Origin of the sequence: Streptomyces sp. NBC_00829, assembly GCF_045161795.1 — a bacterium.
Lineage (GTDB): Bacteria > Actinomycetota > Actinomycetes > Streptomycetales > Streptomycetaceae > Streptomyces.
In genome coordinates this window covers 7,899,383-7,918,557 of the sequence record NZ_CP108867.1, presented here as the reverse complement: position 1 = coordinate 7,918,557, position 19,175 = coordinate 7,899,383, and the positions used below count along the sequence as shown (strand labels likewise).

Sequence of the window (19,175 nt, the reverse complement as noted above, 5' to 3'; positions counted from 1 at the left end):
TACACCTCCCCTGTCCTAGGGACTCCTGTGTCCTAGGGCCTCTTGTTTGGATCTTGCCGGGCTCGCTCATCCGGCCTGATCCAAACAGAAGACCTAGCGGTGCCTGGCATGCGGGGACAGAAAGCTCTCGAAGACCGCCCGGAGGGTGCGGAAGTGGTCCACATCCAGCTGGTCGAGAGGCAGTTCGCGGCCGACCAGGTCTTCGAGCAGGAGGATGAACTCCATGAAGCCGAGAGAATCGACGATCCGGTTCTCGATCAGGTCGAGATCGGCCGGGATCGCGGCGATCCCGGGGCTTCGCGTGTGCAGCCAGCCGGTCACCGGTTTGAGCGCCTGGTCCATGACACACCTTTCGTGGTTCGGACACGGAATCTCCGGGCCGCCTCGAACTCCCGGCGGAACCGCTCCACGACGGAGCCGGCCATGTCCCGCCCTCGCACCCTCGAACAGGAACAGCCGCAGTACATGGCCATCTCCTCGACACGGCCCACCGTTCCGGATGCCGGCACCGACGCGCTGTAGCGGGGAACAGGCACGTTTCGTGCCCCCACCATGGTGGTGGCGATGAACGTCGTGGGGCGGCGCTCTGCTTCCTCCGTCAGGACATTGCGCAGCACGCGGTGCCGTCGGGCGGGCCATCCGATGTCGAACACCGTGGTGACGACGGTGTCGTGGGACGTCGCCTCGACGACCCGCTGCTTGTAGTCCGGGTGGGCGGTGGACTCCGATGTGGGGATGAACAGCGTGCCGGCCATCGCTCCGTGCGCTCCCCGCTTCAGGGCACCCGCGAGATCGGCGCCGGTCGCGACACCGCCGGCCACGACGAGCACGGTGTCCGGGTGCCGGGTCCGGACGTCGTGCAGCAGCCGGGCAGCGGGCAGCTCACCGAGCAGATGGCCTCCGGCTTCGGTGCCCTGGACGACCAGTACCCCGGCTCCCCGTTGCAGCGCCTCGTCGGCGTCGCGGACGGTCCCCACCTGGATCACCAGGACGTGACCCGCCCGCACGACCTCGCGTGCCGCCTCGGCATCGGGCAGTCCGAAGCTTGTGACGAAGCCGTTCCTGGGCAGGCGTTGGAGCGCTGCCCGGATTTGGGCACGGCAGGCCGCGGGACCGGTCACCTCCGGGATGACGTTCACACCGAAGGGGCGTGAGGTCGCGGCGGTCACCTGGGACACGAGGTCCCGGACCCGGTCCGGCGGCTCCTTGTGGAGCGCGAGGGCGCCGCCGGCTCCGGCCCGGGAGACCGCCGCGCACAATTCCGGTCCGGCGATCCCACCCATTCCCGCCTGCAGAAGGGGGAGTTCGAGACCCAGTTTCGACTGCAGCCGGTTCACGGCCGTACCCGCGCCCGCCGTACGGCCTTGCGCGCGGATTCGAGATCCCCGTCGAACCGCTCGGCGAGTACATGAACCCATCGCTCCAGGCCGAAGGCGACGCAGCCGGTGAAGGCCGGCTTTCCCGCGTAGGAGATCGCGCAGCGTTCCCCGAAGAAGTTGCGGTGATGGTTCATCGACGCCACCGCCGTGCCGTCGTTGTGGACATACTCCTCCTTGACCGGCGCGAGCAGTTGCAGGGCGGCACGCGGGCCGTCCTTGCGGAAGAAGGGGTCGGTGGCGGGCTGCCGGGCATTCCAGAAGTCACCCGTGGGGATCGTCTTCGGCCACTCGAAGGTGGTGTACGGGTTGTAGTACTCCGCCGTGGCCTTGTCCGAGAGCCGCTCCAGCAGGGTTGGGAACTCGGCGGTGCCGGTGGGTGCGAGAGAGCGCACGTCTGCCCCTCCTCGTGTCATGTTCTCCATCGGATGGCCTCAAGCAGTGCCCGGTGGAGTTCGGGCGTCGAGGCCGCTACGCAGGAGCGCTGGTTGTCGATGCTCAGATCCGTCAGCACCGTGTCCCCGAGTGACCTGCCGTATGCGTCGGTGATGACGGCTCCCGCTTTCTCGGCGAGGAAGACGGCCGCGGCGATGTCGTACGGGAACAGGTGGAGCACCCGCCCGTGCCCGCCCGCTCGAACTCGGGCAGCAGTGCGGGGTCGTCGCGGAGCAGCCGGTTTCCGATGTCGGCATCAGGGCTTCGAGCCGGTCGCAGAGCAGGTCGGCTTCGGCGCGGGTGATGACGAGCGGCGGCCGGATCTTGACCACGTTGCCGCGGCCGTAGCGGGAGGTCCGAAGGATCAGGCCGTGCGACATGCCGCGCGCGGCCAGCGCCTGGGCGCGCGAACTGTTGGGTCGGCCGTCGTCATCGCCGATCTCGATACCGATCATCAGTCCGAGCCCTCGGACGTCGACGATGCACGGGTGGGTGACGGCCAACTGCCGCAGCCGGCCCATGATGTGGGCACCGACGTCACGGACATTGACCAGGAAGCCGGGTCGTGCGATGACGTCCAGTGTCGCCGCCGCCGCGGCCGCCAGTACGTTGCCGCCGTAGGTGAACGAGTGGTGGTCGCTGCTCAGTCCGGACATCCGCTCGTCGGTGACGATGGCCGCGACCTGTGCGCCCGATCCGCCGAGCCCCTTCGCCGTCGTCAGGATGTCGGGTCGTACGTCGAAGTGCTCCGCGGCGAACATCCGGCCCACCCGGCCGATGCCCGTCTGTATTTCGTCGAAGATCAGCACGATGCCCCAGCACCACACCCGGCCGGGCCGGGAAGCGGCCGAGCAGAATCTTGCGGTCCGTCCCGCGAATGCCCGTGCCGACGATCTTCACCACCACGTCATCGCCACGTACGAGCCGTGGCGCGGGCCGCTCCTGAAGCTCGGCGGACCCGGGACCCACATAGACGAGAGCGCGCACAGATGCCTCCCCATCGGTGTGCGGCAGCCGACGTGCTGCCGATGCCGTTCGCGGCGGAGCTGTGTTCGCCGGCGACGCTAGCGCACGGACTCCCTTCGGGGAACGACGCGTCTGAGCCGTCGGTTCAGCGATGAGGCGGGCGACTTGCCGTTCCCGGGCTGTGAGGGGGTTTCCGCTCCGGCCGTCGCGCTTCGGGCCGAAGGGGTTCCCAGCGCGAAGTCCAGTGCCGCGTCCTTAATCCTGCCGACAGACCGCTTTGTGGGTCATACTCATCACCACGCATTCTCCGCCGGGGTGTTCCCAGAGCACATCCATGTGCGCGACGATTCACGGGGGACAACGACGTGGGCATCGGTCTTCGCCGTCAACGCTGTTGAGCCATCCCACGAAGGACTCCTGGTGACCAGCCACATCCGCCGACGCGGCAGACGGCCAGGTGGGTCCGCCCGTTCTCGTACGGGCCTGAACAGAGGGTAGGGAAGTGGGTTCTCAGCACTGCCGGGTCTGTGGACTGGAGCGTGATGCGTACGGGGGTCTTCACTGGTCCTGCGCCTGCCATGCTCAAGCGGCCACGGAACACTGGCCGTTCGGCGACGGGGCCGAAGGGGATTTCGACGCGCGTGTGCGCCCTTATATCCGTCCGTACGAGGCCGAGGTGCCGGCAACGGACCGGGCCGACGCCCGGCCGGTCGTCGGCGAGCTGTCGGACCCGACACCCGGCGAGACCACGGCGACTCTCAGGCTCCGCATCCGCTCCGCGGACACGCTACGGCTCCTGCTCCACCCGTCGTCCGGCGCGCGTGACCAAGGGACGCCCCGCTCCCGAGGCAGGCACCGTCGCCGGGCAACGCCGGTCCGCACGGGCCCGGTTCTCGCCGGAACCGCTTTCGTCGTCGCGCTGGCATCAGCGTCGCTCACGGCGTACACGCTCACGGGATCACCTGGCGAGAACACCGCCATGGGCGAGTGGGAGAACCCGCTGCCGCCCGGCATCGTAGAGGCCACAGCGCCGCAAGCCCACACCCCGGAGCCGTCCGGCGCACCCTCGGGACCGCCCGCCGACCTGCCCACGTCGGACGAGCCGTCACAGCCGGCACAGGTCACCGGGGCGCGACCGTCGGCCAAAGCCACACCAGTACAGCCGCCCCGATCCGCTCCGAGGAAGCCGCCCGCCCCCGCACCTGGCGTGGCCGCGCCCGTTCACCGGACACTGAACCGGGGGGACCAGGGGCAGGAAGTGAGAGATGTGCAGATCCGCCTGACGCTGCTGGGACTGCGGGTGACACCGACGGGCGTCTACGACAGATCACTGACCCGCGCGGTCGCCGCATTCCAGCGCAGAAACGGCATCACCCAGGATCCTGCCGGAGTGTGCGGACCGAAGACCCGGCAATTGCTGGAATCCGCCACCCGGCTGGCGAAGCCCGGACGACACGCCTACCGCCCGCGTGGGACCGCTCCGCCGTTCCCGACCGGGTGAGGCCCCTTCCGTCCGGCGTCAGCGGCAGAGCGCCTCGATGTCCTCGGCGAAGGCGGGGAACTCCGCCCCGGGCCTCGGCGATGATCTCCCGGGCGGGCCGGCGCGGGAAGGCGGCATAACGCTCGGCGAGCTCCACCGGCGCCGCGTCGGGCCGGGCCTCGCGGTCGTCGTACGAGACCGCCTCCATCGGCCCGAGGCCGTCGGCCCGCCTCCATCGGCCAACACCCAGAGGAAGCCCGACAGGTCCCCGGCGCTACGCCGCACTCGCCTTCGGAGCCCATGAAGACCACAGGCTGCTCCACAGCTGCTCCACGAGCGGCTTCCCGGGCCGCACGCACCGGACGGCGGCGAGACCGTCCGTGCCGTCTTACCGGGCAGGATACCCACGGCCACTGACGTCGCCCGATCGGCCCGCTGCCCTGGGGTACGCGGGCGCGTACCCCAGGGCAGTGTGTTTCAGTGCCTGCCGACGGCGTCCAGCGCGTTGACGATGCCATGGCCGTAGAAGCCATTGAACCGCTTGGAGCCCTTGCACGTCGAGTCCTCGACGCCGTTGCCGTCGGGGTCGTACAGTCCGGTCGGGCACCCCGGGTTGTCCGCCTGGGCCTTGAGCAGCGCTTGCAGTGCCAGCGGGCCGGCCCACGGGTGGGTGGACTTGAGGAGCGCCGCGACACCGGCCACGTGCGGGCCGGCCATCGACGTGCCCTGCAGGTACGCGTACTCGTTGTTGGGCATGGTGGACAGGATCCGGCCGTTCTTCGACGGGGTGTCCGGGATCTGGTACTTGTCGCCGCCCGGGGCCGCGACGTCGACGACGCCGAGTCCGTAACTGGAGTAGTACGACTTCAGGTTCTGCACGCCGGTCGCGGAGACCGTGACAACACCCGGCAGCTGGGTCGGGATGTCGTAGCACTTGTGCGGGTCGACCGTCCGCGGGACCGGGGTCGTGTCGTCGGGGCTGGAGTCGTCGACGATCGCGTCGGAGTCGAGGTCGTGGTTGGAGTTCCCCGCGGACGCCACGTGCAGCGTGCCCTTGCGCTGCGCATACAGGGAGGCCCGGTTGACCGCGTCGACGATGGCCTTCTGGTCCGGATCGTCGAGGCAGTTGTAGAGCCACGGGTCGATGTAGTAGCTGTTGTTGGTGATCTCGACACCGTGATCGGCGGCGAAGACGAACGCGCAGACGACGCTCTCGGGGAAGAAGAGGCTGGTCGTCGGGTCGCTCACCTTGATCGACGCGACCGTGACACCCGGTGCCACACCGGCCACGCCGATGCCGTTGCGTGCGGCGGCTATCTCGCCGGCGACATGCGTGCCGTGGTAGTCGTTCGCGGGGTCGTACGGGCGCCAGGCGCCCTCGCTGGTGTCCGCGACGCCGCCGACGCAGTTGGCCGACTGGCTCCTGGAGAAGTTCGCGGCAAGGTCGGGGTGGGTGTCGTCGACACCGGTGTCGATCACCGCGACAGTGACGTTCCTGCTGCCCGGGTTGATCTTCGCGGCCTTGTCCGCACCGATGGCGCGCAGGTCCCACTGGTCGGCTTCGAGCGGTTCGGCACCGCCGGCGGCGGACGTGCGTGCCGTGGCCTTGGCGCCGTTCACGTACTCCGGGGCGCCGACTTCGGTGGTGGTCGCGGGGGCAAGTGCCGCGGTACGCGTGGCTCCCGCGCTCTGCACGCCCTTGACCGTGCGTATCTGCTTGGCGAAGTCGGGATTCGTCGAGTGGACGACGATGACGCCGATCTTCTCGTGGGCTATGACCACGGTGCCGCCGGCTGTGGCTATCGCCTTTTCAACGGCCTTGACGGTGCCGTGGTTCGCTTTGGTGTTGACCACGTACGAGAGCTTGGGGCCGTCCGTGGCCACGGAGGCAGGGGTGTCCTGCACAGCGGCCTGGGCGGCGGCGCCCGGCAGAAAGCCGAGCGACGCGGTCAGAGCCAGTCCGGCCGGAACCGCGAGGACGGTACGCAGGCGTCTGGAGCGCAGCTGAGGCATGAAGTACTCCACATCATCAGTGGGACCGCCCGTATCGTGTACCGGCGGGTACGCGCCGAAGAAAGCTAGCGTCGATCAACTCCGCGCTCAACGGCCGGAAGCAAGTGACGTGTTCGGTTCCGCCGGGCTCGGAGCATTCCCGAGGCGTCGGTACCGCTCAGGCCGGCCGCGCGAGTTCGCTGTCCAGCACGGAGGGGGACAGGGCGTGCTGGACGACCATGGCGGCGGCGCCGAGCATCCCGGCGGCGGCTCCCGCGCGGGAGGCGACGATGTCCAACTGCTGTGTCGCCATCGGCAGAGACCGCCGGTAGATGGCCTCCCGCACACCGGCCAGGAGCATCTCGCCCGCCTGGGCGAGGGATCCGCCCACGACGATCAACGACGGGTTCAGCATGCTGACGCAGCCGGCGAGTACCTCACCGATGTCGCGGCCGGCCTGGCGGACCGCCTGGGCGGCGATCACATTGCCTCCGCGCAGCAGGGAGACGACATCGGAGCTGCTGTGCGCCTCCAAGCCCTGCTTGCGCAGGGCGGCAGCGATGGCCGCACCGCTGGCGACGGCCTCCAGGCAGCCGGTGTTGCCGCACCGGCACGGTGCCTCGCCGCCCTGGGGGGCGAGGATGTGGCCCATGTCGCCGGCGGCGCCGACCGCGCCGCGGTGCAGACTGCCGTTGCTGATGATGCCCGCGCCGATGCCGGTGGCCACCTTGACCAGGATGAGGTTGTCGGTGTCCGGGAAGCGCGTGGTGTGCTCGCCCAACGCCATGAGGTTGACCTCGTTGTCGACGAGGACCGGCACACCGAAGTCGGCGGCGAGGCGCTCGGTCACGTCGTAGCCGTCCCATCCGGGCATGATCGGCGGGTTCTGCAGCTTGCCCGTGGAGTGTTCGACGGGGCCGGGGAGACCGACGCCGATGCCCGCCAGCGGCGCGGACTCCAGATCCGCATCCGCCAGCAACCGGCGCCATGTGGCGACGAGTTGCTTCAGCACCGGCTCAGGACCCTCGCTGATGTCCAGCGTCAGGCTGCTGGTGGCGAAGGGGGAACCGGTGAGGTCGGTGGCCGTCAGCGTGGCATGGGTGGCGCCCACGTCGGCGGCGAGAGCCACGCGTGCGCGGGCGTTGAACACAAAGCGCCCCGCGGGGCGTCCGCCGGTGGACGCTCCGCTTCCGGCGCTGTGGACCAGCCCGGCGTCCAGGAGGGCGTCCAGGCGGCTGCGCACCGTGGAGCGGGCCAGGCCGGTTTCGGCCGTGAGCTCGGCACGGGTGCGGGGCCGTCCGTCACGGAAGAGACGGAGCAGCTCGCTCAGGGGTGCGGCGTTCGACGCCGGGACATCTGCGTGCATCAGCCAATTGAACCAGACCCGACGGAAGGCACGAGCGTTCTGCCGCCAAGGGAGCTGACTTCTGCAGAAGAAGTCCGAACTTTTGATTGACAGTTGCCAATAGTTCTCCCTACCTTGCGGGACATGACGGTGACTCACCTCACTTACGAGGCCGGAGAATTAACCGCGTCCCCCACCCTGCGCGCAGCGGTGGTCGGCGCCGGATTCATGGGCCGCATCCACGCCGAGTCGGCCAGACGGGCAGGCGCCCGGGTGGTCGCGGCCACGGCCGGCAGCCCCGAGCGGGCGGATACCGCGGCCCGCAGCATCGGCGCCGAACGCGGATACCGCGACCTCGACGACCTGCTCGCCCACGCCTCGGTGGACGTGGTTCACATATGCACGCCCAACTCTCTGCACGCCGAGGCCGCGCACGCGGCGCTGTCCGCCGGACTCCATGTCGTGTGCGAGAAGCCGCTGGCCACCTCGGTCGAGCAGGCCACCGCGCTGAACGACGCGGCCGCCGCTGCCGGACGCGTGGGCACGGTTCCGTTCGTATACCGCTTCCACCCGATGGTGCGGGAGATGCGCGACCGACTCGCCCAGGCGGAGGCCGGGATCATCTCCACGGTCAACGGCAGCTACCTCCAGGACTGGCTCTCCCGGCGCACCGACCACGACTGGCGCGTCGACTCCGCGGCGGGCGGCCCCTCCCGGGCGTTCGCCGACATCGGATCACACTGGTGCGACCTGTTCGAGTTCGTCTCCGGCGATCGCATCGTACGGCTGTCCGCGCAGACCTCGGTCGTCCATGAGCGTGCCGCCCGAGGATCGGACACGGCGACCGAGGACGTGGCGTCCGTGCAGTTCCGGACCGCCGCGGGACGCGTGGGGACCCTGGTCGTGTCCCAGGTCGCCGCCGGCCGCAAGAACCGGCTCCAGATGGAGATCTCCGGCACGGACGCCAGCTTCGTCTTCGACCAGGAGGACCCCGAGCGGCTCTGGATCGGACGACGGGAGGGCAGCCAGATCCTCGTGCGCGACCCGGCGGCCATGTCCGCCCCGGCAGCCCGCTACGCCCGGCTCCCCGCCGGCCATGCCCAGGGCTACCAGGACTGCTTCGACGCGTTCACCGCCGACACCTACCGCGCGGTGCGCGGCGAGGGCGCTCCCGATGGACTCCCCACCTTCGCCGACGGCCTGCGCGCCGCGCGGATCACCGAGGCCGTGCTGAAGTCCGCCGCGGACGACGGAACCTGGACGGAGGTGGCCACGTGACCGGGCACCCCGTGGTGAGGCTGACCGGCATCACCAAGAGCTTCCTCGGCGTACCGGTCCTGCGCGGCGTCGACCTCGAACTGCGGGCCGGCGAGGTCCACGCCCTCATGGGAGAGAACGGCGCGGGCAAGTCCACCCTGCTCAAAGTGCTCGCCGGCGTGCACAGGCCCGACGGCGGCGTCATCGAACTGGACGGCAGGGAAGTGACGTTCGCGGTTCCCCTCGACGCGCAGCGCGCCGGAATCGCCATCATCCACCAGGAGTTCAACCTCCTTCCGTACCGGAGCGTCGCGGAGAACGTCTACCTGGGCCGCGAACCGGTCCGGCGCGGCCACGTCGACCGGAGGAAGATGACCGCGGACACCGCCGCCCTGCTCGAATGGCTGGGCGAGGAGGGCATCAGCCCCGACGCCCCGGTCGGTCACCTGCCCGTCGCCCAGCAGCAGGTTGTCGAGATCCTCAAGGCACTGTCCACCGACGCCCGGGTCATCGCGATGGACGAGCCCACGGCCGCACTCGCCGACCACGAGGTCGAGCTGCTCTACGACCTCGTCCGTCGGCTGCGCGAACGCGGCATCGCCATCCTCTACGTCTCACACCGGATGCGTGAGGTATACGACCTCAGCCAGCGCATCACCGTGCTCAAGGACGGCGCGTTCGTGACCACGGCTCCGGCCGGCGACATCACCCCCGAGCAGGTGGTCCGGCACATGGTCGGCCGTCCGCTCGACGCGCTGTACCCGGCCCGTGCCGACCCCGTCGACCTCGGCGACGTGCGTCTCGCCCTGCGCGACGGGGCCAACGACCGGGTGCGCGGGCTGGACATGATGCTCCGGGCGGGCGAGATCGTCGGCCTGGCCGGGCTCCAGGGATCCGGACGTTCCGCCGTGGCCCGTGCCATCTGGGGGGTCGAGCCGCTCACCCGGGGCACGCTCACCGTGGACGGCCGTCCGCTGCGCATCCGCAGTCCCCGCGCCGCCGTCCGCCACCGCATCGCCTTCGTCACAGAGGACCGCAAGAGCCAAGGCCTCGCCCTGCGCCAGTCCGTCCGCGACAACACGCTGATGGTGCGCCGGGCCGCGCTGAGCGGCGGCCCGTCCAGGGCCCGCAAGGATCTCCCTGAACTCCTGCGATCGGTGACCGTGGTCGCCCGCGGCGAACACCAGGAGGTGCGCCTCCTCTCCGGCGGCAATCAGCAGAAGGTGGTGCTCGCCAAATGGCTGGCGGTCTCCCCCCGGGTGCTGATCGTCGACGAGCCGACACGCGGTATCGATGTCGGCGCCAAGCAGACAGTCCATGCCCTCCTTCGGGGCCTCGCCGAGGCGGGAGTGGCGATCTTGATGATCTCTTCGGAACTGCCGGAGCTGATCGGCATGAGCGACCGCATACTCGTGATGCACGAGGGAGCGCTCGTGGGTGAACTGACCGCCGGCGCGAGCGAGGAGGCCGTCATGGCCCTCGCCACCGGTCACGGGACCGGTGAGGCGGCGTGAGCATCCTCAGGGAACCGGCCACCGCCACGGCGGTGCCTGCGGCGCCGAGGAGTACCGGGCGGCTGTCGCTCACCCCCACGGTCACCGTCTACGTCGCCCTGGTGGCGCTACTGCTCGCCGGCAGCGTCCTCGTGGGGATACGGGGCGGCGTCCTGCTCGACCAGGGCGGCGTGCAGAACATCCTCACCCGCAGCACCGTGCTCGGGCTCGTCGCCATCGGCCAGACCATGGTCGTCGTCACGGGATCGCTCGACCTGTCCGTGGCCTACGTCGTGGGACTGTGCTCCCTCGTCACGGCCGAGACGATGGCCGGCCGCGAGGGGATGATGGTGTCCGGCGTGCTCCTCGCGCTGGCCGTCGCCGCTGTGGTCGGTCTCGTCAACGGACTGGTCATCACCGTCCTGCGGGCCAACCCCTTCATCGCCACCCTCGGCGTCGCGCTCATCCTGCGCGGCTACCTGGAGGACACCTACACAGGGCCCGCCGGCAGTGTGCCACGCGCCTTCCAGCACCTGGGCTTCAGCCGCATCGGGCCCGTTCCGCTGTCGGCCGTCATCATGCTCACGATCGCCGGTCTCGCCTGGTGGTACCTCTCCCGCACCCGGGGCGGCTACCACATGTACGCGGTGGGCGGCGACATCGACGTCGCCCGGCTGTCCGGAGTGCGCACCCGGCGCACCATCGTCACCGCTCACGTGCTGTGCGCGGTGACGGCCGGTCTCGCCGGGGTGTTCCTGGCGAGCCGGCTCGGCTCCGGGGCGCCGTACGTGGGCACCGACGCCGGCTACGACCTGGAGTCCATCGCGGCCGTCGTGCTCGGCGGCACCCTGCTCGCCGGCGGCCGTGGCGGCGTGATCGGCACCATCGGCGGTGTCTTCATCCTGGCGACCCTGGACACCGTCTTCGACGACCTCTCCGTCGACCCGTTCTTCAAGGACGTCGTCCGCGGTGCGGTCCTGATCGTCGCGGTGGCGCTCTACACCCGCCGCCGGATGTCCAGGAGGACGATGTGATGGCGCCCACGACCTGGAGGCCCCGCCTCGACCCCGGCACGGCGCCGGTTCTCGTCGTGCTCGCCGTCCTGCTCGTCGCCCTCGCATGGGCGGGCCCCGCCTACTCCGAGCCCGCCGGGTGGCTCGCGCTGATCAAGCGTGCCGCGCCCCTGGTGATCCTCGCGATCGGCCAGTACTTCGTGATCGTCTCCGGCGGTTTCGACCTGTCCGTCGGTTCACTGGTCACCGCCGAGGTGGTGATCGCTGCCCGGCTGATCGATGGTCAGGAGTCGGCGACGGTCTGGGTGATGCTGCTGCTGGTCGGCCTCGGCGCACTTGTCGGTCTGGTCAACGGCCTGATCACGACTCGGCTGCTGGTTCCCTCGTTCATCGTCACCCTGGGCATGCTCCTGGTACTCGACGGAGCTGTCTTCCTGTGGTCCGGCGGCGCCCCGCGCGGCGCGCTGTCGGAGGCATTCAGGACGCTCGGCCGCAAGGGCGCCGATCTGCCGCTCATCGGCACGCTGCCCTGGTCGGTGGTCCTGCTGCTGGCGATCCTCGTCGGCGCGGTGGTGTTCATGCGCAGCGGCACCGGTCGCACCCTGGTCGCCATCGGGGACAACGAGGCGGCGGTGCACCTGGCCGGTGGCCGTGTGGCGCTGCTGAAGCTCCTCGCGTTCGTGCTGTCCGGTGTGCTCGCCGCGGTCGCCGCCATGGTGCTCGGGGGGTTCGCCGGTGTGTCGGCCCAGGTCGGCCAGGGCTTGGAGTTCCGGGCGATCACCGCGGTCGTGCTCGGCGGTGTCCTGCTCGGGGGCGGCCGGGGATCCGTGGTCGCGGCGGCCGCCGGCGCGCTGTCCCTCGAAGCGCTCTTCTCGTTGCTCAACCTGCTGGGGGTTTCCGGTTCGCTGGAGTCCGCCGTGCAGGGCGTGATCATCATCCTCGCCGTCGCCTATGCGTCACTCGGCTCCGGCCTGCGACTGCGGGGACGGGGCGGCGCCGCGAGCGCGTCACCCGCTCCTCAGTGACACCACCGTCCCTGGGCTCGCCCGTCCTTGACCTAGCCCGTCCCTGACCTAGCTCCGGCTCAGCCCGTGCGCGCCCGCCGCCCGTCCGGCTGCGCCCGCACGCCTGCTCCCACCCGCTGTGTTCCGCGCTCGCGGTGACTCAACCCGCTGCAACAAGGAGAACGACATGAACCGAAGATGGTCCGCCGCGGCTGCTGTGGGCGTGCTCGCCCTGGCGGGGTGCTCCAGCGACCTGCCCGACGAGGACAAGGCCGTCGGAAGCGCGTCCTCGAAGCCCGGTGACGCCGCGTCGAAGTCGGAGTTCTTCGACCAGGCCGAGTACGACCGGCAGCTCGCGTTCCGCACCACCACCCCGCAAGGCCCCGAAGGCAGACCGTGGGAGCAGATGCTCGCCCCCGAGATGGCGGACACCGCCAAGTACGCCAAGCCGGGCGGCAAGTACCACCTGTGCTTCTCCAACGCGGCGGTCGACAACCCCTGGCGTCAGGTCGGGTTCAAGACGATGCAGCAGGAGGTCAAGCTGCACCCGGAGATCGCCAGGTTCACCGTGCTGGACGCGGAGGCCAAGGACGACAAACAGATCAGTGACATCCAGTCGTTCGCCTCGAAGAACTGCAGCGCGCTGATCGTGTCGCCCAACACCACCGCCACCCTGACCCCGGCGGTCGAAGCGGCCTGCAAGTCCGACATCCCGGTGATCGTCTTCGACCGCGGGGTGAAGACCGACTGCCCGGTCACGTTCATCCACCCCATCGGCGGGTTCGCCTTCGGCGCGGAGGGCGCCGACTTCCTCAAGGAGAAGGTGAAGCCGGGCGGAAAGATCCTCGCACTGCGCATCCTGCCGGGTGTCGACGTGCTCGAACAGCGCTGGGCAGCCGCCAACAAGATCTTCGGCGACAGCGGACTGAAGGTCGTGGGAGTGAAGTTCACCGACGGCGACGCGGCCAAGACCAAGAGCATCGTCACCGACTACATCCAGCGCGAGGGCACCATCGACGGCGTCTGGATGGACGCGGGCGCGACCTCGGTCGCCGCCGTCGAGGCATTTCAGGACGCCGGCGGAAAGGTGCCGGCGATCGTCGGTGAGGACCAGCAGGACTTCCTGCGGATCTGGGCGGACGAGAAGCTGACCGCCATCGCTCCCACGTACCCGACCTACCAGTGGCGTACGCCGGTGATCGCCGCGCTGCGGATCCTCGGCGGTAAGGAGGTGCCCAAGGAGTGGGTGCTGCCGCAGTCGTCGATCGGCGCCGACACGGTGAACCGGTACGTCCAGAAGGACCTGCCGCCCCTGCACTACGCGATGTGCGGATGCGAGACCATGCCGGGTTACCCGGCTCCCTGGAAGTGACGGAGACAAGGAGCGCCGTGCACACCGTCGGTGTGAACACCTGGGTATGGACCTCCCCGCTCGACGATGCGAAGGTCGTCCAACTCGCCGCCACGGCAGCCGAAGCCGGCTTCGACGTACTCGAATTGCCGGTGGAGAACCCGGGCGACTGGGATCCCGCCGTGGCCGCGGAGGTCCTCCGCGGCCACGGCCTCGGCGCCAGCGTGTGCCTGGTGATGCCGCCCGGACGTGAACTCGTCCGGACCTCACCGGAAACCGCGGCCGCCACCCAGGACTATCTGCGGCACGTCGTGGACGTCGCCGCGCAGGTCGGTTCGCCGGTGATCGCCGGGCCGGCGTACGCGTCGGTCGGCCGGACCTGGCGGATGTCCCCGGGCGAACGCCGTTCCTGCTACGAGGAGTTGCGCGACGCGCTCGGCCCGGTCGTCGAGCACGCGCGGGCGGCCGGGGTGATGGTGGCGCTGGAGCCGCTGAACCGCTACGAGACCAGCCTGCTCAACACCGTCGCGCAGACGCTGGAGGCCATCGAGGGCCTTCCGGCGGACGGCTGCGGCATCGCGCTCGACGTCTACCACCAGAACATCGAGGAACGCGACATCGCGTCAGCGGTCCGCTCGGCCCGCGGCCGGATCGCCCACGTCCAGGTCTGCGGGAACGACCGCGGCGCCCCCGGCGCCGACCACATCGACTGGGAGGCGCTGCTCGGCGCGCTGGCCGACGCACAGTACTCGGGGCCGCTGTGCATCGAGTCGTTCACCGCCGAGAACGCCAGCATCGCGACCGCCGCCTCCATCTGGCGGCCACTCGCCTCCAGCCCGGACGCGCTTGCCGCCGAAGGACTGGCCTTCCTGCGGGGGGTGATCGCCGCAAGAGGCTGAGTACGTACAGGCCGGCGCCGACACGCCGCGACATCTTCCTACCAGGAGGAAAGAGAGTGATGAGAACCCGAAGACTGTCCTGCCGCACGGCCATGGGTACGGCCGTGGCCGGCGCCGTTCTCGTGGGCCTGACGCCCACACCCGCAGCCGCCCACGACGAGTTCCGGGCGCTGCTGTTCACCGAAGTAGCCGCCGGCGCCTATCGACACGACTCCATACCCGCCGGCATCGCCATGGTCGAGAAGCTCGGCGCGGAGAACCACTTCGCGGTCGAGAAGTCCAACGACTCGGCCATCTTCAACGACGCCGACCTGAAGCGGTTCGATGTCGTGATCATGCTGCAGAACGGCGGCATGGTCTGGGACAACGACGCGCAGCGCAACGCCGTGAAGAAGTACGCGGGTAACGGCGGCGGCATCGTCGCGATCCACAACGCCACGGACATGGGCATCGAGTCGTCGTTCCCCTGGTGGGACGATTTCGTCAACGGCGGCGTGCACATGACCGCCCACTCCGCCAACGGCGAGAAGGGCACCGCCTACCAGATCGACGAAGCTCACGAGTCCACCAAGCACCTGCCGGACCGCTGGCAGCGCCAGGAGGAGTGGTACAACTTCACTCCCGGGATGCGCGGCAAGATCCATCCCCTGGTCGAGGTCGACGAGTCCACGTACAACCCGGGGCCGTCGAAAATGGGCACCGATCACCCCATCTCCTGGTGCCGGGACGCCGAGGGCGGCCGGGTGTGGGCCACGGCCATGGGCCATAACATCGCCGACTACTCCGAGCCGAACTTCGTCAAGCATGTGCTCGGCGGGATCAGGACCGCCGCGAAGGCCGTGCCCGCGGACTGCGCCGCCACCGTCGACTCCAGCTTCGAGAAGGTGACGCTGGACGACAGCACCAAGGCCCCGACGTCGCTGGACATTGCTCCCGACGGCAAGGTCTTCTACACCGAACTGCTCGGCGAGATCAAGGTCTTCGACCCCGCGACCGGGACCACCGGCACGGCCCTCTCCAAGCCCGTGTACTCCGGCGGCGAGGACGGACTGATCTCCCTCGCGCTCTCCCCGGACTTCGCGAGGGACAAGCATCTCTTCGTCTACTACTCGCCGCCCGGGACCAAGGAGGTCAACCGCCTGTCCCGCTTCACGGTGACCGGCAAGGTGATCGATCCCGCCTCCGAGGTCAACGTCCTCGAAGTGCCCGCCTCCCGGCGCGAAGAGCCCGGACACACCGGTGGCTATCTTGAGTTCGGACCGAACGGCAACCTCTACATCGGCGTCGGTGACGACACCAACCCGTTCCAGTCCAGCGGGTACGCGCCGATCGACGAGCGCGGCGGCCGGGACCTGTTCGACGCCCAGAAGACCTCGGCCAACACCAACGACCTGCGCGGCAAGATCCTCAGGATCCATCCCCAGCCCAACGGCACCTACTCCATCCCCCAGGGCAACATGTTCGCGCCCGGAACGGCCAAGACGAGGCCCGAGATATACGCGATGGGCTTCCGCAACCCGTTCCGGTTCAACGTGGCCTCCGACGGCACCCTGTACCTGGCCGACTACGGCCCCGACGCCGGCAGCGACAACCCTTCGCGGGGCCCGGCCGGTCTCGTCGAGTGGAACGTCATCAACGCTCCGGGCAACTACGGCTGGCCCTACTGCGTCGGCAACAACATCGCGTTCAATGACTTCGACTTCGCGACGAACACCTCGGGTGCCGCGTTCGACTGTGCGAAGCCGGTGAACAACTCACCCAACAACACCGGCCTGTCCGAGCTCCCTGCCTCGAAGCCCGCTGACGTCTGGTACGGCAACGGCAGCAAGGGCAACTCCTTCCCGGAGATGGGCGGCGGTGGCGAGGCGCCCATGGCCGGCCCGCGCTACGAGTACGACCCGGACCTGAAGTCCGATGTCAAGTTCCCCGCGTTCTACGACGGCAAGCCGTTCTTCGCCGACTGGTCCCGCAACCGGATCTGGACCTTCTCCCAGGACGACGAGGGCAAGCTCCTCAAGATCGACCCCTGGTTCGCCGGCATGAAGACGCTCGCTCCGATGGACATGAAGTTCGGCCCCGACGGCGCGCTCTACCTCGTGGAGTGGGGCGGGGGCTTCGGCCGGGACAATCCCGACTCGGGTGTCTACCGGATCGACTACACCCAGGGCAACCGCCGCCCGGTGGCCAAGGCCACGGCGACCCCGTCGTCCGGCCAGGCCCCGCTCAACGTCGCCTTCTCCAGCGCCGGTTCCACCGATCCGGAGGGCGGGGCGGTCACCTACGAGTGGGACTTCGGCGACGGCCAGACGTCCACCGAGGCCAACCCCTCCCACCCGTTCGTGGGGAACGGTGTCCGCAACGTTCAGCTGACCGTCCGCGATGCGTCGAAGAAGGCCGGTATCGCCAACGTGAGCGTGACCGTGGGCAACACCGCGCCGCAGGTGACCACCAGGACCCCGGCCCATGGGGGGTTCTTCGACTTCGGCGACAAGGTCGCGTTCGACCTGGACATCTCCGACCCCGAGGACGGCGCGGCCGACTGCTCCCGGGCGACCGTGCAGCCCGCCCTCGGACACGACGCGCACGCCCACCCGATCGATCCGATCAAGGCATGCTCGGGTGAGTTCACCACCCTGCTCGACGAAGGCCACGCCGACGCCGACATCTTCTACTCGATCGACGCCAGCTACACGGACAAGGGTGCGAACGGGCAGCCCTCACTCACCGGCCGCGACATCACGGTGATCCAGCCCAAGCACAAGCAGGCGGAGTTCTTCTCCGCCTCCTCCGGCGTCACCGTGGAGAACCACGAGGGCGCCGAAACCGGCAAGCGCGTCGGTGCGATCGGCAACGGCGACTGGATCGCCTTCGACCCGGTCAACCTGACGAAGATCGACAAGGTGACCGCGCAGGTCTCGGCCGCGTCCGCCGGCGGATCCATTGAGCTCCGTCAAGACTCCCCGACCGGAAAACCGGTCGCCACCCTGCCGGTCAAGGCCACCGGTGGACTCGACACCTACACACCACTGCCCGAGGCGGACGTCACCGACCCCGGCGGCACTATGAAGCTCTACGCGGTCTTCCGGACCACGGCGGACAACCAGTTCACCGTGGACTCGTTCGACTTCATCGGCAAGGGCGTCTCGGTCAACGCCGCGCCGCATGTCACCGTGGCCCCCGCCCCGGCCTCCGGATCCGCGCCCCTGGCGGTGAGCTTCACCGCGACCGCCACGGACCCGGAGAACAACACCCCGTTCACCTACGCGTGGACGTTCGGCGACACGACCTCCGGCACCGGTGCCAAGCCGTCCCACACCTACGCCAAGCCGGGCACCTACACCGCCACGGTCACCGTCACCGACTCGGCCGGCCGGTCCAAGAAGGCGTCGGCCAAGGTGGTCGTGCGTCAGGCACCGATGCCGCCGATCACTTGTACCGCACCGGATCCCACGGAGTCGGTCGGCGACGAGTTCACCGGCGACCGGCTGGACGGCTGCCGCTGGGACGCGGTCGTCCGTCCCGACGTGAACTCGATCCGGATGGCCGACGGCGCGCTCAGCATCGACACCGAGCCGGGCGACATCAACGGCGCCGCGAACGACAACCCGGAGAACCTTGTCCTGCAGAACGCGCCGAACGGCGACTGGGTCGTCGAGACACGCATGCGCGGCGGCCTGAAAGAGCGGTACCAGCTCGCCGGCATCCTGGTCCATGGCACGGATGACGACTACGTGAAGTTCGACGTGGTCGCCGTCAACGCACCAGGCTCGACTCCGTCGCTGAAAGCGGAACTCGTCGCCGAGAACGCCGGGGTGTTCGGGCAGGGCGGCAACCGCTCAAGCGCCGTCACCCTTCCCGAGAACGGCTGGTGGCATTTGCGGCTCACCAAGTCGGGGAACACCTACACGGGAGAGATCAGCGACGGAGGAACCAACTGGACGTCGCTCGGCACCGTGACCAACGAGGTGCCCGCGCCGCGGTTCGGTCTGATGGCCATCGGGCCGCAGCAGACGAAGGGGCCGATCACGGTCGACTTCGACTGGTTCCGGCTCGCCGGCGAGAAGCTCGCCGACCCGGTCACCTCCGGTGGCGTCTACAAGATCCTGAGCCGGAGCGACGGTGGTGCTGTCACCGCGGTCGGCTGGGACAGACAGCTGGGCGTCGCCCCGGTGAAGGCCACCGACAGGCAGAGGTTCGTCTTCACCCGCAATTCTGACGGCAGCTACGGCATCAAGAGCGTGTCCGGCTCCCAGTGTCTCCAGGTCCGGGGGAAGGTGACGGCTGGCGGCGCCGCGATCGTCCAGCGCAACTGCCAAGCGGTATGCGCTCAGAAGTTCCGGGTGGTCCGGGCTCCGGAGGGAGGGTACGCGCTGGTCTCCGCCGGAGGTCGCGCGGTGGCTGTCTCCGGGTCCCGGCACCAGCTGGTCCAGCAGCCCAACCGGGGTGTCCCCGCACAGCGCTGGACCGTTAGCCCGGCGTAGGACACCACCCGAGACCCCGTGCGTGGACAGCCCCCGCCGCGCACGGGAACGGCGGGGCGCGGTTGCCCGATCGCTCCCCGCCT

14 protein-coding genes are annotated in these 19,175 nt (G+C 69.5%); 8 read left to right on the top strand and 6 right to left on the bottom strand.

Annotated elements, in window-relative coordinates; all coding sequences use genetic code 11:
- Positions 1-93: 93 nt before the first annotated feature.
- The 4 genes from OG293_RS35360 to OG293_RS35345 are packed head-to-tail and all read right to left on the bottom strand — an operon-like array spanning position 94 to position 2,620.
- Positions 94-342, bottom strand: coding sequence for an acyl carrier protein (locus OG293_RS35360; protein WP_406002830.1), 249 nt, complete (start codon positions 340-342; stop codon positions 94-96).
- Complete coding sequence (locus tag OG293_RS35355) at positions 318-1,337, bottom strand: NAD(P)H-dependent flavin oxidoreductase (protein ID WP_406002829.1); 1,020 nt, start codon at positions 1,335-1,337, stop codon at positions 318-320. Before OG293_RS35355 ends, OG293_RS35360 begins: the two co-directional genes overlap by 25 nt.
- A complete protein-coding gene (locus OG293_RS35350) occupies positions 1,334-1,771 on the bottom strand; it encodes a hypothetical protein (RefSeq protein ID WP_406002828.1) in 438 nt (145 codons plus the stop codon). Before OG293_RS35350 ends, OG293_RS35355 begins: the two co-directional genes overlap by 4 nt.
- A gap of 39 nt (positions 1,772-1,810) precedes the next feature.
- Positions 1,811-2,620: an aminotransferase class III-fold pyridoxal phosphate-dependent enzyme gene (locus OG293_RS35345; protein ID WP_406002827.1), complete on the bottom strand. Its 810-nt coding sequence runs from the start codon at positions 2,618-2,620 to the stop codon at positions 1,811-1,813.
- A gap of 800 nt (positions 2,621-3,420) precedes the next feature.
- Between OG293_RS35345 and OG293_RS35340 the strand changes: the two genes are divergently transcribed.
- A complete protein-coding gene (locus OG293_RS35340; RefSeq protein ID WP_406002826.1) occupies positions 3,421-4,278 on the top strand; it encodes a peptidoglycan-binding protein in 858 nt (285 codons plus the stop codon).
- A gap of 456 nt (positions 4,279-4,734) precedes the next feature.
- Here the strand turns inward: OG293_RS35340 and OG293_RS35335 are convergent, their stop codons facing one another.
- Complete coding sequence (locus OG293_RS35335) at positions 4,735-6,270, bottom strand: S8 family serine peptidase (RefSeq protein WP_406002825.1); 1,536 nt, start codon at positions 6,268-6,270, stop codon at positions 4,735-4,737.
- 157 nt (positions 6,271-6,427) lie between these two features.
- Entirely contained in the window at positions 6,428-7,615 is a 1,188-nt protein-coding gene (locus OG293_RS35330) for an ROK family protein (RefSeq protein ID WP_406002824.1), read from the bottom strand.
- Between the two features lie 123 nt (positions 7,616-7,738).
- On the opposite strand from OG293_RS35330, the gene OG293_RS35325 reads away from it, so the two are divergent.
- From OG293_RS35325 to OG293_RS35295, 7 genes are all read left to right on the top strand, one after another.
- Positions 7,739-8,872 carry a Gfo/Idh/MocA family protein gene (locus tag OG293_RS35325; protein ID WP_406002823.1) on the top strand — a complete coding sequence of 378 codons (1,134 nt, stop codon included), beginning with the start codon at positions 7,739-7,741 and terminating at the stop codon, positions 8,870-8,872.
- Positions 8,873-8,883: 11 nt separating this feature from the next.
- Positions 8,884-10,365 (top strand): sugar ABC transporter ATP-binding protein, encoded by a 1,482-nt coding sequence (locus tag OG293_RS35320; protein WP_406003812.1) that lies wholly within the window; start codon positions 8,884-8,886, stop codon positions 10,363-10,365.
- Positions 10,362-11,378, top strand: coding sequence for an ABC transporter permease (locus tag OG293_RS35315; protein WP_406002822.1), 1,017 nt, complete (start codon positions 10,362-10,364; stop codon positions 11,376-11,378). Before OG293_RS35320 ends, OG293_RS35315 begins: the two co-directional genes overlap by 4 nt.
- The gene (locus OG293_RS35310) at positions 11,378-12,382 is read left to right on the top strand and encodes an ABC transporter permease (protein WP_406002821.1); all 1,005 of its coding nucleotides are present in this window, start codon (positions 11,378-11,380) and stop codon (positions 12,380-12,382) included. Before OG293_RS35315 ends, OG293_RS35310 begins: the two co-directional genes overlap by 1 nt.
- 166 nt (positions 12,383-12,548) lie before the next feature.
- Entirely contained in the window at positions 12,549-13,733 is a 1,185-nt protein-coding gene (locus OG293_RS35305; RefSeq protein WP_406002820.1) for a substrate-binding domain-containing protein, read from the top strand.
- Between the two features lie 17 nt (positions 13,734-13,750).
- Positions 13,751-14,611, top strand: coding sequence for a sugar phosphate isomerase/epimerase family protein (locus OG293_RS35300; protein WP_406002819.1), 861 nt, complete (start codon positions 13,751-13,753; stop codon positions 14,609-14,611).
- Between the two features lie 59 nt (positions 14,612-14,670).
- On the top strand, positions 14,671-19,092 hold the full coding sequence (locus OG293_RS35295) for a ThuA domain-containing protein (protein ID WP_406002818.1): 4,422 nt from the start codon (positions 14,671-14,673) through the stop codon (positions 19,090-19,092).
- Positions 19,093-19,175: the final 83 nt, after the last annotated feature.

Bases quoted from the DNA above. Each gene is read 5' to 3' on its own strand.
- OG293_RS35360 (WP_406002830.1), bottom strand. From the start codon at position 342: ATGGACCAGGCGCTCAAACCGGTGACCGGCTGGCTGCACACGCGAAGC.
- OG293_RS35335 (WP_406002825.1), bottom strand. From the start codon at position 6,270: ATGCCTCAGCTGCGCTCCAGACGCCTGCGTACCGTCCTCGCGGTTCCG.
- OG293_RS35330 (WP_406002824.1), bottom strand. From the start codon at position 7,615: ATGCACGCAGATGTCCCGGCGTCGAACGCCGCACCCCTGAGCGAGCTG.
- OG293_RS35325 (WP_406002823.1), top strand. From the start codon at position 7,739: ATGACGGTGACTCACCTCACTTACGAGGCCGGAGAATTAACCGCGTCC.
- OG293_RS35310 (WP_406002821.1), top strand. From the start codon at position 11,378: ATGGCGCCCACGACCTGGAGGCCCCGCCTCGACCCCGGCACGGCGCCG.
- OG293_RS35305 (WP_406002820.1), top strand. From the start codon at position 12,549: ATGAACCGAAGATGGTCCGCCGCGGCTGCTGTGGGCGTGCTCGCCCTG.
- OG293_RS35295 (WP_406002818.1), top strand. From the start codon at position 14,671: ATGAGAACCCGAAGACTGTCCTGCCGCACGGCCATGGGTACGGCCGTG.